General features: G+C 63.2%; 12 protein-coding genes. 5 read left to right on the top strand and 7 right to left on the bottom strand.

Going from position 1 to position 16,089, the window contains the following annotated elements:
• Window positions 1-477: 477 nt before the first annotated feature.
• The 4 genes from IG75_RS0101295 to IG75_RS39505 all read right to left on the bottom strand — a co-directional run bounded on the left by IG75_RS0101295 (window position 478) and on the right by IG75_RS39505 (window position 6,003).
• Window positions 478-1,500, bottom strand: a complete 1,023-nt coding sequence (locus IG75_RS0101295; RefSeq protein ID WP_051714083.1) for a tyrosine-type recombinase/integrase — start codon at window positions 1,498-1,500, stop codon at window positions 478-480.
• Window positions 1,497-1,958 carry an AbrB/MazE/SpoVT family DNA-binding domain-containing protein gene (locus IG75_RS37980; protein WP_156058559.1) on the bottom strand — a complete coding sequence of 154 codons (462 nt, stop codon included), beginning with the start codon at window positions 1,956-1,958 and terminating at the stop codon, window positions 1,497-1,499. Before IG75_RS37980 ends, IG75_RS0101295 begins: the two co-directional genes overlap by 4 nt.
• A 1,691-nt stretch (window positions 1,959-3,649) precedes the next feature.
• A complete protein-coding gene (locus IG75_RS37125; protein ID WP_162183760.1) occupies window positions 3,650-5,266 on the bottom strand; it encodes a pentapeptide repeat-containing protein in 1,617 nt (538 codons plus the stop codon).
• A complete protein-coding gene (locus IG75_RS39505) occupies window positions 5,266-6,003 on the bottom strand; it encodes an RNA polymerase sigma factor (RefSeq protein WP_162183759.1) in 738 nt (245 codons plus the stop codon). Before IG75_RS39505 ends, IG75_RS37125 begins: the two co-directional genes overlap by 1 nt.
• A gap of 920 nt (window positions 6,004-6,923) precedes the next feature.
• Here IG75_RS39505 and IG75_RS0101270 point away from each other — a divergent pair.
• The 3 genes from IG75_RS0101270 to IG75_RS0101260 all read left to right on the top strand — a co-directional run bounded on the left by IG75_RS0101270 (window position 6,924) and on the right by IG75_RS0101260 (window position 10,188).
• Window positions 6,924-8,294 (top strand): hypothetical protein, encoded by a 1,371-nt coding sequence (locus IG75_RS0101270; RefSeq protein WP_030519259.1) that lies wholly within the window; start codon window positions 6,924-6,926, stop codon window positions 8,292-8,294.
• A gap of 52 nt (window positions 8,295-8,346) precedes the next feature.
• Window positions 8,347-8,928 carry a hypothetical protein gene (locus IG75_RS0101265; protein WP_156058557.1) on the top strand — a complete coding sequence of 194 codons (582 nt, stop codon included), beginning with the start codon at window positions 8,347-8,349 and terminating at the stop codon, window positions 8,926-8,928.
• Window positions 8,929-9,165: 237 nt separating this feature from the next.
• Entirely contained in the window at window positions 9,166-10,188 is a 1,023-nt protein-coding gene (locus IG75_RS0101260) for a helix-turn-helix domain-containing protein (RefSeq protein WP_156058555.1), read from the top strand.
• Window positions 10,189-10,938: 750 nt separating this feature from the next.
• Here the strand turns inward: IG75_RS0101260 and IG75_RS38840 are convergent.
• Both IG75_RS38840 and IG75_RS35910 read right to left on the bottom strand, forming a co-directional pair.
• Entirely contained in the window at window positions 10,939-11,220 is a 282-nt protein-coding gene (locus tag IG75_RS38840) for a hypothetical protein (protein ID WP_156058553.1), read from the bottom strand.
• A 223-nt stretch (window positions 11,221-11,443) separates the two neighbouring features.
• Window positions 11,444-11,992, bottom strand: coding sequence for an IS3 family transposase (locus IG75_RS35910; RefSeq protein WP_051714078.1), 549 nt, complete (start codon window positions 11,990-11,992; stop codon window positions 11,444-11,446).
• A 162-nt stretch (window positions 11,993-12,154) separates the two neighbouring features.
• Here IG75_RS35910 and IG75_RS0101250 point away from each other — a divergent pair, with 162 nt between their 5' ends.
• Together IG75_RS0101250 and IG75_RS0101245 are read left to right on the top strand one after the other, a co-directional pair.
• Window positions 12,155-13,114 (top strand): MFS transporter, encoded by a 960-nt coding sequence (locus IG75_RS0101250; protein ID WP_051714076.1) that lies wholly within the window; start codon window positions 12,155-12,157, stop codon window positions 13,112-13,114.
• Window positions 13,115-13,654: 540 nt separating this feature from the next.
• Window positions 13,655-14,890, top strand: coding sequence for an IS110 family RNA-guided transposase (locus IG75_RS0101245; protein WP_051714073.1), 1,236 nt, complete (start codon window positions 13,655-13,657; stop codon window positions 14,888-14,890).
• A gap of 21 nt (window positions 14,891-14,911) precedes the next feature.
• Here IG75_RS0101245 and IG75_RS0101240 read toward each other — a convergent pair.
• A protein-coding gene (locus IG75_RS0101240; RefSeq protein ID WP_373863730.1) for an IS3 family transposase occupies window positions 14,912-16,077 on the bottom strand; the annotation gives its coding sequence in 2 pieces (ribosomal slippage) (window positions 14,912-15,808 and window positions 15,811-16,077; 1,164 coding nt in all).
• Between the last annotated feature and the right edge of the window lie 12 nt (window positions 16,078-16,089).

The following is a 16,089-nucleotide window of genomic DNA, read 5'->3' as shown; positions in this document are numbered from 1 at the left end:
CGCCGACACCCCGGCGTGCACATGAATCTTCGTCACACCGTGGTCAGAATCGGAGGCGAGATCGCCGCAGAACATCTGGGGATATGCGAACCGAGGTTCCCCTGGCAACATCCCCGATCCCCCGTGGGACGGCAAGAACGCGACGATCAGAGCCCGGCCAACCGATCGATTCCGGACGTAATCCAGACAGGTATCCGAGAGATGCACCGATGACCCGTGTCCGTGCCGGTGCAAAGACACGGTTGCTGGCGCAGAAGTGCCACAGAAATGGTGTCCGAGGAGAGCACTAACACCTACACAACGCCTTGACCTGCGAATATGTCAAGACCGATTCATAGAATCTGCATATAACCGCAGTTCAGATGGCATAAAAGGTGTCCGGGAGGGGGACCAGAACACTCGAATCGAGGCAGCTGCACCGAGGTTCGGTGTGCATGCAGCCAGAGTACACCGCTGTCCTAGTTGTTCCTGGTCAGGTCATGAACTCCTCGGGTTCGCAGGGCTGTTGCGGGCGAGGGGGTGCGGTTGCCCGGTCACGGCTGAGAGAGCTTCGGCGCATTCGGTCAGCGATGCTGTGGTGTAGATGGGTGTCGCCGATAAGCCTGGGTTCTTGTGGGCGGCGTAGCGGCGGGCGATGGCTTCGCCGAAGTGGCGTTCGACGTAGGTCAGAGTGGTGTGCCGCAGCCAATGCACGGTCACACCTTTGGCATCGGCCCAGGCGAGATGGTGATGGAATCGGCTGTGCAGGTTGTCGTAGCGGCGATCGGTGATCGGCTTGCCGTTGCGGGTACGCAGGAGCTGATGCCGGGCCGGTGCGAAGCCGGCGCCACGGTGAGCGACATGGTCGAGCAGACGGGACATGAGCAGCGGTGTGATGGGGTGCCAGGCATCGACGCCGCCCTTGTGATGCAGCAGGACGGTGGAATCGTCGGCACTGAGGTCATCGACCCGTAGCTTGAGTGCCGCCTCGCGGCGGCAGGCCGTTTCGATGTGCAGGCGCACGATCAGCGCGTCGAGTTCGGGATCGTTACCGGTTTCGACAGCGATGCGGCCGAGCTCGGCAACCTGATGCGGAGTGAGGGCATGCCGCGTGCTCTGCAGTTTCGGTGGCATCGGCACTTTCGCCGCGGGGTTGGCGGCAGGAGCGATGAGACCGTCGAGTTCGGCGAGCCGGTAGAGCCGCCGGATCCCGTGCAAGAGGTTGCGGGTTGCGGCGCTGCCACCGCGCCAGTTCGACCGGACCACGGCGCCGGCTTTGTATCGGTTCATCAGTTGCAGGATCTCGGTGGGCGTCGGGTCGGCCAGGCGCCGAGGACCCCATTCGGCGCGAAGTAGCCGCCAGTAGGCGCCGTAACACTGGCGTTGGGTCGCGGATTCGACGGCCAGGACGTGCGGGATGAATTCGTCGAACGTCGTTTCGGCCGGAGTTGATGTTCGGTGCGGACTCATCGCCTTGCGGGTGAGGGTTTTGCGTAACGCGGCGAGGGTGTTGTCCTTCATGACTCGCTCCGTCGCAGCTCAGGGCAGTTAGCTAGCAAGGCTGCGGCCAGGATCCGTGGAGGCAGGACGGCGAGTATCTCCACGCTGGGTGAGGCGACGACCAGGACCCGGTCACCGGGGTATAGGCCGCATCGGTTCCTGACCCGCGACGGCAGGACCACGAATCCGGAAGTCGGTAGCTGGCAGCCCTGGGGTGCGCGGCGGATCACGATCATACCCTGTTGCAGGGTCATCGATACTGTCTGTCCTGGCTGCCAGTTCAGTTGCCGGACCGTGGCGCGGGCGGCGAGCCGGCCCCGATTATCCATTGCTGTCACCGAGCAGTAGAGATCGGTGGGAACGTGATCGTCGAAGGTGTCCGGAAATGCGAACTCGGTGACGAGACTGTCCGACACCGGTGTTGGTGTGGGGGTGGTCTCGAGGTAGAGACCCTCGAAGAGTTCCTCCGCCATGCTCATATCGAACTCCCCGAACCGGATGGGAACGGGGTACAGGGGCTCGACAGCGGAAACCACCTGGTCACTGGGCCGATAAGCAGCTTCGTGTCTTTCCGCCGGTGTCTCGCCGCGAGATCACTACCGGGTCGGGCCGGCGGGCCACCGATCAAGGTTGCCCTGCTGTTTCGCGGTTCGAGTCGCGGGTCGGATCCGTCGCGGCGGGTTCGGTGGCACCGGCAATCATGGTGGCCGATGACGTGGATACCGGCCGGGATCAACCGCGCACGAAGGATCGCGGCCGTGGGTGGATGGGGCATAAGGCACCGCTTTCACGCCTGACAGCTGACGTCCCCGCTATTAGAATACCGGCTCCGCCGACGGCACGAAACCACCCCGAGACAGTGACCAGGCTCATCACTTTGCGTGGCTATCGAAGCCGAACCCAGCCGGCCGAGCGCGAATCTCGACCCGCCAACCGGCCCGACGACGGCGAGCTGCCCAGCGTTGTCGCTGGACCTACCCGGCGATAAGGTTCCACACCGATGAAACTGCCTTAGCATCACCGTGCAGCCCGACCCGCATCCAGCCCGAGCTGGGCGGTTCTCGGTCTGCGTGACGCCTCATTACCGCTACCTCCGGCGAGATGAGCAATGCCCGGATGCCAGAAGCGCCGCGGCGGCAACGGGCAGCGGGTCGTCAAATATCGCCGGGTGAGGCTCGCCCGACAACTGCCGCCCTTCCCGATCTCGGCCGCGATCGAGTCTGCACCCCGACGCGGCTCCGTGCACAAGGACGATCGGAAGGGCTGGGGATCCCCTGCGCCTGCGCCAGCGAATCCCCGTCCTGATGGTCCGTCCAGTCTCGACTGCCAGTTGCCAGCAGACAGCGCGGCCCAGCTGAGCTGAGAACTAACGTTTTAACGTCATGATGGCATTTTTACATCTACCGCTCCGGGATCACGAGAGTTGGAGGGTTCCGCACTGACTGCAATTTCCACAAACACACATTTGTGGCAAATTAAGAGTTCCAACAAATGCAGTTTTGCGGGAATGCGGGAATGCGGGAATGCGGGAATGTGGGAATGTGGGAATGTGGGAATGTGGGTCATGACCAGGAGGTTTGAGGGCTTAGACGCCAACCATCTGGCATACGTTTCCGCATCACAAAGCCGCGCTACCTGCGGTTTCTAAAATAATGCAATCAAGAAGCACGGAAAGGACTTATCAAAGGGTCCATAATTCGCTATGGTGACCACCAGAAGATATCTCCCATCCCCTGCAACCAGCGGCAGCCGACCGCTGCCCACACAACAGCAAAGGAGACCGGCATGACAAAACGCCACTGCCCACTCGGCCCAGAAGGCACCTGGAAGAGCGGCCAACGCGTCCCCGTCACAGGCCGCTACGTCGACCAGCACGGAACCGCCTCGGACCATGAGCAATACGACACCTTCCCGCCTTGTGTAAATAGGAGAGGTGAAGTCGCCTTCCGGCGATTGGTGAAGGTCACACAGCACGCGCTCTAACCATCGCGTTGTTACGCCTCTGGAGGGTTACGGGTCCAATCGTCCCTCCAGGGGCACAATTTTGCCACATCCCCATGCCGAACCGTCGCTTGCCCCGCTAGGGATTCCATGTCGGGTCGTCGAGTTGGCCCGACCTGCCACCGGCTTGAGTAAGCGCAGAGCTACCGCACGGTCAGGTGACCTTGCTTCAGCTGGGCGCTCCAGTCTGCACATTCAAGCCAGCCGAAGGATTGAGCACATACACTCCACCACCTTGATCGGCTGATCGAGCCTCGATGTACTTCGTGTCTCTGCCCCACCGTGTATCAATGGACCATGACATTGATTCAATCGAGTCGATGCTAGGCAGTACCGTACCGGTCAGATTCGCACCGGTCAGATTAGCGAAGTTCAGGTTCGCATCGGCTAGGTCGGCTGCGGTGAGGTCGGCGACTGCGCAGTCTGCGTCCCTAAGCTTCGCTCCACGAAGTCTCGTGCCGATAAGCTTCGCGCCGGTCAGATCCACGCCAGTCAGATTCGCACCGGTCAGATCCGCACCGGTCAGATTTACGAAGGTCATGCGCGCGCCAGCTAGGTCCGCGCCGGTGAGGTTCGCATCGGATAGGTCCGCACAAGTCAGGTCCGGGCGAATAAGGACCGTACGCGTCAGGTCTGCGCGAATTAGGTTCGCGCGGGTGAGGTTCGTACGGGTCACGTTCGCGATATGCAGGTTCGTGCGGGTCAGGTCGGCATCAGTCAAGACCGCGTCGCTCAGCCTGGCGTGATAGAGGTTTGCATCTGTCAAGTCTGCCCCAGTGAGGTTTGCTTCTCGCAGATTAGCGAAGCTCAGATCTGCGCCGGTCAAGTTAGCGCCTGTTAGGTTCGCGTGTGCCAAGCTTGCTTCGGTTAGGTTCGCGCCAGTCAGGTCGACACAGGTCAGACTCACAGCACGCAGACTGGCACGGCTAAGGTTTGCATGTCGCAGATCCCGACCAGTCAGCTCCGTGTTCGGATCGACTACCAGCGCAGAGGTGTCCTGATTGTCCCGCTCGCTGATTCGGCCACGAGGCTCCGTGGCCGACGAGCCAGCATGATCGGTAGCTTTCGGTATCGGAACAGCCATCCCGGTCGCTGTGAAGAAGCTTAGCTGCGGCGGAAGCGAATCCAGAGTCCTCGTCTGCCTCACCATAATCGAATCGCGCGCCAGGTCACCGAATTCGGCAGCCGAGCCGTAAACCCTGATCGCAGGAGGATTCGCTGTTGCTGTGGCCTTAGCAAAGGCGACCTCGTCAGACGCGAAGCGGTACACCAACACCATGAACGGCCGATCCGGGTCAAGCTCGCGCTGCAGGGCGGCTATCAGTGCCAGGCAAATTCTGCGCACGACCCCGTCGATATCGACGTTCAGGTGGGGGCCCAGGCGCGCTCGGCAATAACGCTGCAGCAGCGGCCTGATCGTGCCGGTGATCGAGGGAAATGCCGTGAGGTCGCCGCTGGCCGCAGCGGCCACCAATATGTCGAATTGGCCAGCGTGACCCGCGGATACCGGAGTCGAATCGGAGTCAACGCGCCCGCAGGGCTCACCAGCGGCGCTTGAGCCGGCGGGCACATCTGGGCATTCCGCGGCGGCCTCAAGGGAGCGCCTCATGGCGAGCGCGAGGACAGCATCGACGTGCTGCTGTGGGACGTGCGTCTGCAACACGCGTTCGTCGGGCTCGCTTAGCGAGGAGCGATCAAGTAGCTCGTTCATCCGGCGCACGAGTTCGTTCTCGTTGGCGGGTGCCTGTTCAGGCTCATATGGCGGGCGGTGTGTATCTCGGCTCATCACAGATCCTCCGCAAGACGAGCGATCCACGGATGCTGATTCCGCAACCGTGACCACCGATGTTCGACCACCTTCGCCGAGGCGAGGTCGAGTTGTGCGGCGATCTCGGCGTGGGTGTACCGAGATGCTTTCAACCATATAAGACATCGGTCAGGTTCAGGGAATTCTCTAAGCAGGGCGGCCAAGACTTCGTGGTTGGTCACCTGTTGTGCGATATCGGGCACCGCTGCGGTGACCATGACCTCGAGCCCAACCCGGTCTTCGCGGCGGTGCACGCCGAACTCTCCGTCGTTGCGACGCCTGCGGAACTCCTCGACGAAGGTCAGCACGCATCCCCCGATGAAGAACGCCGCCAAGCTGGCCCCTCCATCTCGACGCCACCCGCTGCCCGCGATTGACTTGTCCTGGAAGCGCCGCAACGCGTCGGCCACCGCAATTTTAGCCATGTCGTCACTGGCCCACACGGAAGCCGCGGTCTCGCGTTCGGTCGCTGTCGGATTCAGATACAGATGCTTCTGGGCCGCCACGGCGAAGATTCGGCCCGAGCGGATCCACGGCACCAGCACCGCCAACCCGTAGCGAGCCAACCGTTCTGCCAGCGTCAACCACACTGGGCCTTGGAACCCCACTTGGGCGGCGAGGTCGAAAATCTCGACTTCCACCGCATCCGACGACGAATCTGCTGGCCACACACCCGATTCAAGAGAGGATTGCGCCTCTCGATCATCCCCGTGCACGGCACCATCCTTCGTAGTTGCCCGACCTGTGCCCAAGTTATAGGGCGATCCGAGCCGGATCCCCCATCCCTCGACTATTTTCCGCAGCCTCGGGGCTCCACCGCGCTGAGCCTCTATTACATCCTCGAACACGCCGAGAGAGGATGCACACCGCAGATGACAGCGGACACCACGCTCCACCGCGATTGCGGGCCCAGCGACAACAGAACCGCGCCGGATCGCCGCGCAGACAATGACAGCCAGCGAGGGCACATCGGCCATCGGAGGAGGACCTGGGTGCGGTCCATCGGGGTCACAGTGGTCACGGCCGTACTGACAGGCGCCGGAACCGGACTGGGGCAGCTGATCATCGACCGGATTTTCGGCTGAACAGGTCAGCGCCTTCATGCCGCAGAGTACCGCTTCCGGCCACTGCCCAAGTCACGGCGCCATGACGACCCGGCCGAAGCCTTGCACCCCGGACCCGACCACAAACATCGATCTCGGTTCGATTCGGATCGAGGCCACCCTGGCCGCGTTCGGCGGCCCGGCGACCTGGTTCGCGACCGCAGCCGCGTTTGCTACCTACAACGGCACCGCCCCTGTTGTGCTGTGGTCATGCCTCTCTTCGGCAACCTCACTCTTCCGGCTGCCCACTGGCAGCGATACCGGTCCGGCGCCGAGGCGACACCGCACTTTGCGGCCGGCGAATCCACCGCTGTCATCACGCCGGTCGAGGTGGACCCGATGCTGGTGGATACTAGTGAACCGTTCAGGCGTGACTTCCGAACGTGCACAAGTTAAGCTCTCGATTGGTCGAGCAGCCTCGTCGGTAACGAGGCCAGCAACCGCGATTCCATTCTTTGACCGTGGCGCGTCGTCGGTAGCGACGTGCGTGAGGTCTTTCCTTTTATTCGAGCCTTCGAGCTTCAGGAGTCCTCATGACATTCGAGTACCCGGCCACGGCGCCGGCGTTTTACGTGCAGACCAACCCTGGCAAGGCAAAGCTGCTCATCGGTGAATTCGGCACCCAGTCCAGACGTCTCACGCCGATCACAACTGTGAGTATCGGCAGTGATGAAGAAGCGGATCGGTTGGTCACCGCGTTGGAAAACGCAGCCTGGCGCGGGGATCGGGGTGCCTGGGACGCTCTCGCGGCGGGGCTCCCCAGCGCCGTGGTCTTGGCCTGCAATCAGACGCTGTCGACGCTTCCTCAACCTGCCTCACTCGCCATCGGGAGTGACGGACGGCCTCTATCGGTAGTGGCGACATCGTATTTTTCCACCATGAGTGTGGATCTGCGGCGGCAGGCTTCTGCTTCCTACGACCTGAGCATCATGGCTCTCATCGACAACTACCGCCCGGAAGATGAGCTCGATGTCGGATATCGCCTGCGCCTGTTGAATGGCGAGATCGAGCTCCCGGTAGGCGCGGGCAGCTCGGCCTGGCCCGCCGGGGGGCAAGAGCCAGCCGAACGTCGGTTGATCGGCCCGAACGAACCCGACGAGGTCCTGACCGATGCACGGTGGCGGAGCCATCGTGCCCGGGCATATTGGTTTTGGCGTGTCGAATGTGACGAGGACGGGGAAGTAGACACAGGCGAGGCGACCTGGGTCGTAGAGTTCTTCGATGAGCCTGTGCCGGACGATCCAGAGCCGGACACCCCTCAGGAGTACGACAGTTTCGTTGTCGGCGAGTGGAACCCGTGGCCGATGACTTCAAGGACGCGGTTCGTGCTGTGGCAGTCGATGATCTGCCTGACCACACTGCTCGAGTTGGAACTGTCGGTGTGGGACGAGAACGAAGCAGAGCCGGATGTTCCAGAGCTGATCGAGGACTTCCCGTGGTCGGTGCACTCTCAGCCGCGCGCCTGGTGGGTGGAGGTGCTTCGATCTGGACAGCGGCTCATCGGTGCGCTGCGCACCGGCGAGTCATGGAATCCTCATACTCCCGCCGAAGAAGCGCTCATCTATCTGTGCTGCACGGGGGGCTGGATTGATGCTGGACATGACGTGGTAAACGAACGTGGGGTCTTGCGACGACAGTTCCGGGATCTTGCCGAGGGTGCGGAGTGGGATGCCGATGCCGATTCGCCCGAGGGTGGGCCCGACTTCGATTGGGATGAGGTACCGGCGGCGCTTGCCGGTGATGAGGACATTGCGCTCCTCTGGCGCCCCGATCTGGACGGGCTAGGCGATCCGAACGTCAACGAAAACGTGACCTTGGGAATCGGAGATTACACGCCCAGTTCCTGGCATGTTCGCTTCGACCGGTACCGAAACAATCCGAATCCGGCTTCGGCCCTCTATTGACTTTGCTTTCGCGAGCTGAGGCTGCCTGGGGAAGATCCTCACCATTGAGGCAGTGGGTCAGTCGATGAATGCCGTGCCCTGGAATGACGCGAACACTGGTGCCACCTCTCGTGACCGAACATTCATGGACGCGGCCGCCACCCGCATCATCGCCAGCGGGCACCCCGACCACAGAGCCTTCAAGGTCACCGAACCAGACGACACCTTCCTCTACCCCTTCCCGGGGGCGGACAACCCGATGCTGGAATACCTCATCCGCAAGGCGAAGGAGTACGAAAACGAAGAAGGCCAACTCCGCCATACCATGGCTGGCGGTCCACGCCCGATACAAAGGAGCGCTCCAGACCCTGGCCCTGAGGTTCCCCAATCGAATCTCAGGACGGCCGACGCCCATCTGCTGGCAACCCACCTACGGGTATGGCCCACCCGCGAAGCCAATTCCTGGATAAGACATCCGCTGGTACTCAGCGCCGCACTCGGACTGCCCTTCGGTTCTTTCCACACCCAACGAATCGAGATACAACCCAGCGCAAGTCTGTTCCGTACAAGCCAAGGACGGCCAATGCAGGTCTCGAACACCGTGGACCATTCCGCGCGCCTGACCTGGACGCTCGGTGCGGTCCGCAGCCAATAGGGTGGGCCCGCCCAGCGATAGGCACCGAGATGAGGCGAGTGACGACGGGTGGTCCAGGCACGGGTTCCATTGTGGACCCGTCCGCGCTCCACAGTAATACGCCGTTCCATCGAAGGACCGGCCCTGACCCGCCCAGGCGCTGCCAGACCGAGTGTCCGGTTACGCGATGCGGGGGTAACCGGTGCCTGCTGGGCATTCAGCGGCCTCCGTACAGAATAGGCACTATGCTCAGCCTACATGGGTGCAGCTGTGAATGAAACCAACTGGGATGACGAGGATCTCAGGTGGCGCGACGAGCGAGCGAATTGCGAACCGACGAAGTCGATGCTGGCACAAGTCGGGATCAGCTGCGGGAAAAACTGTGAGAGGTGCTACGGAGGATGCCCGCCGGAGCTGCGCGATGGAGATAGCTATCGGCGTCAGCCAAGCGACTACATCAGACCGGCTGAAATGGCCGAATTATGTTGCATCGTTTCCGGTGATGCAGGCGTGAGTATCAGGGCGGTAGGTACCCACTACCGTCAGCAGTTTCTCCAGCGCCTGCCACCGCAGGCACACTTTGAAGCCGAGATCGTGCCGGAACCTGGCCATTGGTACGACCCGCAGGCCGTGTGCGTAGACGTCAACGGCGACAAGGTGGGCTACCTCGGCAGACAATCAGCGGGCATGTGGCACGACATCGTCAAGGCCGTGAACGCAGAGGGCTATCGCGTTGTCACGGAGGCGATCGTCGAAACATACACAGACAGAGACGATCAAGTTCAAATTGGATTGACGCTGCGGTTGCCAAGTTTCGACGGTTGGATGGAGTTGCACCGGCTTCTCGGCTTCGAGGACGAGTACCAGGCGTTACTTACCGACCTCCCAGCAGATCTGCAAACAATGCTCAAAGAATTCGATCAGGAAGTCTGGAATGACCCAGACGTCATGTTTGCTCTGTTCGACCGGCGATCTCTGATGCCCCGGCTGGAGTGGGACCGCCTGCTCTCCGCAACTCACTCGGCTTTTCTGCCCGGCCGGTTGAAGACCCGGTTCGAGCAGGAGCCGATGATCCCGTGGAAACAGCGGCAGCTTTGGCGTACGGAGTTTCGGGGTCGACGAGAGACCTTTCGCACTCTGGAGCGGGGGCAGGCCGTTCAACTGCGCGACCGCGGTCACACGCTCAAGAGCGTGGCCGAACAACTTGGATGTTCAAGCAGCAAGGTCAGCAAACTCTTGAAAGAAGCCGCTGGAGGCGCGCCAGTATGGCGGCTGCCCTGAGCTTCATCGGACGGCAGTCTCGCAATCATCTGTGATTGTCTGGCCCGGTGGTCAGCCACCGTCGACTGACAAGCCTCGGCGCAGATCCGGGACAGCGATGGCAACGGCAGCGATTTCCGCGCGCGAGGTATCGCAACTTCGCTTGAGGTATTCCGGACGAGAGCTTCGTAGAAAGACGATTTCGGCAGCGAAATCGCCTCAAGGTGAGCGTGGTGTGCCGCAACCAGCGCACGGTGATACCCTTGGCGTCGGCCCAAGCGAGATGCCGCGGAAACGGTGATGCAGGTTATCGTAGCGACGATCGGTGATCGGCTCGCCGCGACGAGTCGCAGCACTTCATGCCTGACCGCTGCGGAGGCGGCGCCGCGGTGGGCCACGTGGTCGAGCAGCCGGGACATGAGCAGGGGCGTGATGGGATGCCAGGCATCGACGCCGCCCTGTGATGCAGCAACACGGTGGAATCGTCGGTGTTGAGATCGTCGACGCGAAGTGTGAGCGCAGCTTCACGTCGGCAGGCAGTTTCGATGTGCAGGCGCACGATCAGGGCATCGAGTTCGGGATCGTTACCGGATCGGCAGCGATGCGGCCGAGATCGGCAACCTGGTGTGGAGCGAGGGTGTGGCGGGTGCTTTCCGGTCTCGCTGGCACAGGCACCTTGGCCGCAGCATTGGCGGCGGGGCGATCAGGCCCTCGAGTTCGGCCAGCCGGTAGAGGCGCCGGATCCCGTGCAAAAGGTTGCGGGTTGCAGCGCTACCACCGCGCCAGTTCGACCGGACCACGGCACCGGCTTTGTACCGGTTCATCAAATGCAGGATCTCGATAGGTGTCGGGTCGCCCAGGCGCCGCGGACCCCCATTCAGTGAGCAGTAGCCTCCAATAGGCGCCGTAACACTCCTGCTGGCCGGTGGATTCAGTGGCAAGTATGCGCGGAATGAATTCGTCGAACGTCGTCTCGGCGGCAGGCGTGCCCTGCGAGCTCGGCGCCTCGCGCATGACGGCTTTACGGCGCGCAGTGACCGTGGCGTCCTTCATGACCCGCTCCCCCGCAACTCAGGGCAGCGAGATTGTAATGCCGCGGCCAGAACCCGCGGCGGCAAGACCCCCAGCATCTCCGCACTAGGCGAGGCGACGATTAGGACCCGATCACCCGGGTAGAGACCGCAACGATTCCTGACCCGCGCCGGCAAGAGCACGAACCCCGAAGCCGGCAACCGATGTCCTTGTGACCAGTCCCCGATAACGCGACCACCCGGTTTCAGAGTCGGTATGTCGTGATCGGTGTTCGGTTGATGTCGCAGCCCACCGGGTGGTGGGTGTGGGTGCAGGCCGCAGCGTGCTCGGCCGGTGTGCGGTAGCCCAGCGCCGAATGCCGGTGCTGGTGGTTGTGCTCGTGCTTGAAATCGGCAATTGCCACCCTGGCTTCGAGCAAGGAAGTACAGTGGTTGCGGTTCAGGCACTCGACCCGCAGGCGCCGGTTGAACGATTCGACGTAACCGTTGTTCCACGGCGTCCCCGGCGGGATATACGAAATCCCGACCCGGTCTCGGCAAAACGATTGCAGCGCCGCCGAAATCATCTCCGGTCCGTTGTCCAGGCGCAGCACCTTCGGCGCTCCGTGAACGGCGAAGACCCGCTGCAGCTCAGCCACCAGCCGCTCACCGGCAATCGACCGTTCAACCAGATGCAGTAGCGACTCGCGGGTGTGCTCGTCGATCATCGATGGGATCACCACGACCCGCCCATCAGCGGTGGAGTCGAACTGGAAATCCAGCGCCCACACAATCTTCGGTGCATCCGCATCCACTACCGGTACCGATGAGATCCCGGCGCGTTTACGCGGGTGATGCGCGGTGCACTCGTTTGATATTCACCCGATGCCCTTCGTCGAACCGCAGCGCTGCCCAGGCCCGTCGGAACCCGTGACACGGGTTCTTGCCGGCATAGCCACGGCGAATGGGGCGGAGCGGTGCTACTGGTCAGCGAGCACGGCAGCGCCGACCGTCGCGGCCTGTGGGCCAGCTTTCCGCAGGCCGCAGTCCCGGCGGGCAATATCCTCGCGACCGCGGTGATGGCCGTGCTGGCCGCCACCACCACCGAGGACCAGTTCCTGGCGTGGGGCTGGCGCATAGCCTTCCTCGCCTCGGCCGCACTGGTACTGCTCGGCTACTACATCCGCCGCAGCATCGACGACGCCCCGGTCTTCAAAGCGGCCATGGCGCAGGCCGCGCTGGCGGAGAGCAAGCCCTCGCCGCTGCGCGAGGTGCTGCGCAGGCATCCGCGGGAGCTGATCACGACGATGGGCATGCGCTTCGGCGAGAACACCACCTATTACATGGCCGCATCGTTCACCCTCACCTACCTGAAAGTCGCCGTCGGCGTCGACACCTCCACCGTCCTGGGGATCATGCTGCTCGCCCACATGGTGCACCTGGTCTGGGTCCCGTTCTGCGGCTACCTCTCGGATGTGGTGGGACGCAAGCCGGTCGTCGGCGCGGGTGTCGCCCTGGCCGCAGTGTGGGCCGTCGCGGTGTTCCCGATGTACGACACCGGTGACCCCTGGATGATTTTCGGCGCGCTGGTCCTCGGCCTGATCGCGCAGGGGCTGATGTACGGTCCGCAGGCCGCCTACTTCTCCGAGATGTTCCCGACCCGGATGCGTTACACCGGCATCTCGGTCAGTGCCCAGGTGACCTCGATATTCGCCGGGGCAGCCGCGCCGATCATCGCCGGTTCGCTGCTGGCCGCCTACGACATGGCACTGCCCATCATCGCGTACCTGCTCGTCGTCCTGGCCGTGACAGCGGTCGCGGTCCTCGCGGCCCGGGAAACCCGGGGCATCGACTACTTCGCCATTGACCGAAGTGAGAGCGACATCATGCCCGAACCGCAGCCAGCTCCCGCGCAGACCACAGGCACCCGCGTCTGACCCGGCGGTCGGCGCCGCAGAACGCGACGCCTGCCATCGAGGGCCGGCTCACCACGGACCCGAGGCGAACGACCTCGGCGACACCGGAGCCGCCCCGCGCCGGCGATGACCCCGCGGTTTCTCGGCTTGGCGCAGGTTCAGCTCTGGTCCATGTGGACCGGACCCGCCGAACAGGCCCGCTTGCACGTCGGTGGGCGATGTCGCATAGCGATCCCGCTACACCCGCGATCCGGCGTCGACGCCCGACAGGGGGATAGCTACGTACGTCCGGCTGATCGCAGCGGCCGGGGCTGCTGCACGGATAGGTGACGTTGATGATGGAAGGGTCCTCGTCGTTCGGCGGGTGTGACCCTGCAGGTGACTGACGGCTCCGGCTTGTCTTGAATCTGATCCGTCCACGCGCCGACGGCGAGGACATCCCTCCGATGCATGTCGGCCAGAGACGAGCATGACTTCATATGAGCCTGGTCAGCCCCATCAACGTCTTGTCTGCCCGGCCTCTGGCCGATGTGCCCCAGTGCAGAAGGGCACGGATCCATCATGACAGCAACCACGTCGGCAGCCACGGTGGGTCTCGAGACTCGCGCGATCGTCGCCGGTGTCGACACACACGCGAGCACCCATCACGTCGGGGTGTGTTCACTGACCGGAACGAGACTGGGAGACATCGAGATTCCCGCGAGTCCGGCCGGATATCGAGCGCTCGTCGACTTCGTCGCCACCTTCGGGGTGGTGCAGATGATCGGCGTCGAGGGCACCAGCTCCTACGGCGCCGGACTCGCCCGGTTCCTGACGACAGAAGCCATCGAATTCCGCGAAGTCATCCGGCCACGGCGGACACAGCGCCGCCAGGGCAAATCCGACCCGCTCGACGCCTACGCAGCCGCAGAACAGGTCCTGGCCGACCCCGACGGCTTACCCATCGCCAAGTCAGGTGACGGAATTGTCGAGCAGATCCGAGTACTGCTCACGGTCCGCCGCAGCGCGATCAAGGCGCGAGTAGCCGCAATCCGTCAAATCAAGTCGCTGCTGATCACCGCCCCGGAGCCGCTCAAACAACGCTGGGCACACTTGCCGGACCGGGAACTGCTCGCCTCATTGGCAGCAACGCGCCCCCGAGTTGCAACCGATTCCGTCGCGGCCGCCACCGCCCGAACACTTCGCCGGCTCGCCCGTCGTCACCACTACCTGGGCATGGAAATCGCCGAACTCGACGATGACCTACGCGCGCTGGTCAACACCGCGGCTCCCGCCATGATCGCTACCAAGGGCTACGGCGTGATCACCACCGCGACACTGCTGGTGACCGCCGGCGCGAACCCGCATCGGCTGCGTTCAGAAGCGTCGTTCGCCGCTCTCTGCGGAACCTCGCCGATCCCAGCATCATCGGGCAAAACCCGCCGCTATCGGCTCAACCGCGGTGGCGACCGCCAAGCGAACTGGGCGCTGCATCAGATCGCGCTCGTCCGTCTGTCCAACGATCCCCGCACCCGCGACTACGCCGACCGGCTGCGCGCGACAGGAAAATCGAAGAAGGACGTCCTGCGGTGTCTGAAGAGAGCGATCGCGAGAGAGGCGTTCCACCTCATCGCGCACCCGCAACAGGTCCCCGACACAACCGATCTCAGGGCTCTGCGACATCAACGCGGGGCGACCCTCGTCCATGCCGCTATGAGTATCGGCGCTGAGCCCGCCAGGCTCAGTGAACTCGAGCGAGGCAAACGGCCCGACGCCCTCCTCACGGCACGCTATCGCCGCTGGCTCACCGCCGGTTGACACGAATAGGAGCATCAGTGGTTACGCGGCCTGAGTGACCGCTGGGGTCATGATCGTCTCGTATTCGATCGGGGTCAATCGGCCGAGCCGGGTTTGCCGGCGTCGGCGGTGGTAGGTCCGTTCGATCCAGGTCACGATCGCGATCCGTAGTTGTTCGCGGGTGTCCCACCGCTGCCGGTCGAGCACGTTGCGTTGCAGGAGGCTGAAGAAGCTTTCCATCGCGGCGTTGTCGCCGGCCGCGCCGACCCGGCCCATGGACCCGGCCATGCGGTGCCGGTTCAGGGCGTGAACGAAACGCCTGGAACGAAATTGCGACCCGCGGTCGGTATGGACGATGCAGCCGGCGACCTCACCGCGGCGGGCGACAGCATTGTTCAACGCGGTGACCGCGAGGCGGGACTTCATCCTCGAGTCGATCGAATAGCCCACGATCCGGTTGGAGAAGACGTCCTTGATCGCGCAAATATAGAGTTTGCCCTCTCCGGTTTGATGTTCGCTGATGTCGGCCAGCCACAACCGATTCCGATCTTTCGCGGTGAACACGCGTCGGACCAGATCACCGTGGACCGGTGGTCCGGGGCGGCCGGATCTCCCGCGGCGGCGTTCACCGAACCTGCTCCACCAGCGATTCTGCGAGCAGATCCGCCAGGCGGTCCGCTCCGCCATCGACTCACCCGCGACGCCGGCCTCGTCGGCGAGGAACCGATATCCGAATTCCGGGTCATCGTGGTGGGCGTCGAACAACGCATTCGCCCGATACGCCTCGACGAGTTCGGCGTCGGTGACCGAACGGTTCAACCAGCGGTAATAAGTCTGTCGAGCAAGCTGCAACACCCGGCACGTCACCACGACGGGAATCCCGTCGGCGGCGAGCTCGCTCACGAGCGGGTAGAGCCTTTTCCCGGAAGATTCGCCTGCGACAGATACGCTGCCGCACGGCGCAACACCTCGTTCTCCTGCTCGAGCAGACAGTTACGGCGCCGCAATTCCCGCAGTTCAGCGGACTCGCCGGTGCTGGTGCCCGGCTCCGTGCCGTCGTCGACGTCGGCTTGACGCATCCATTTCGACAACGTCACCGGATGCACCCCGAAATCGGCCGCGATCTGGTCCAACGTCACGCCGTCCTCGCGGTTACGAGCGACCCGGACCACATCGTCACGGAACTCCTGGGGATATGGCTTGGGCACAGTGACATCCTT

Source organism: Nocardia rhamnosiphila NBRC 108938, assembly GCF_000720425.1.
Taxonomy (GTDB): Bacteria; Actinomycetota; Actinomycetes; order Mycobacteriales; family Mycobacteriaceae; genus Nocardia; species Nocardia rhamnosiphila.
Note: the sequence above shows the minus strand (reverse complement) of the source record. Positions and strands in the feature narration are given on the sequence as shown.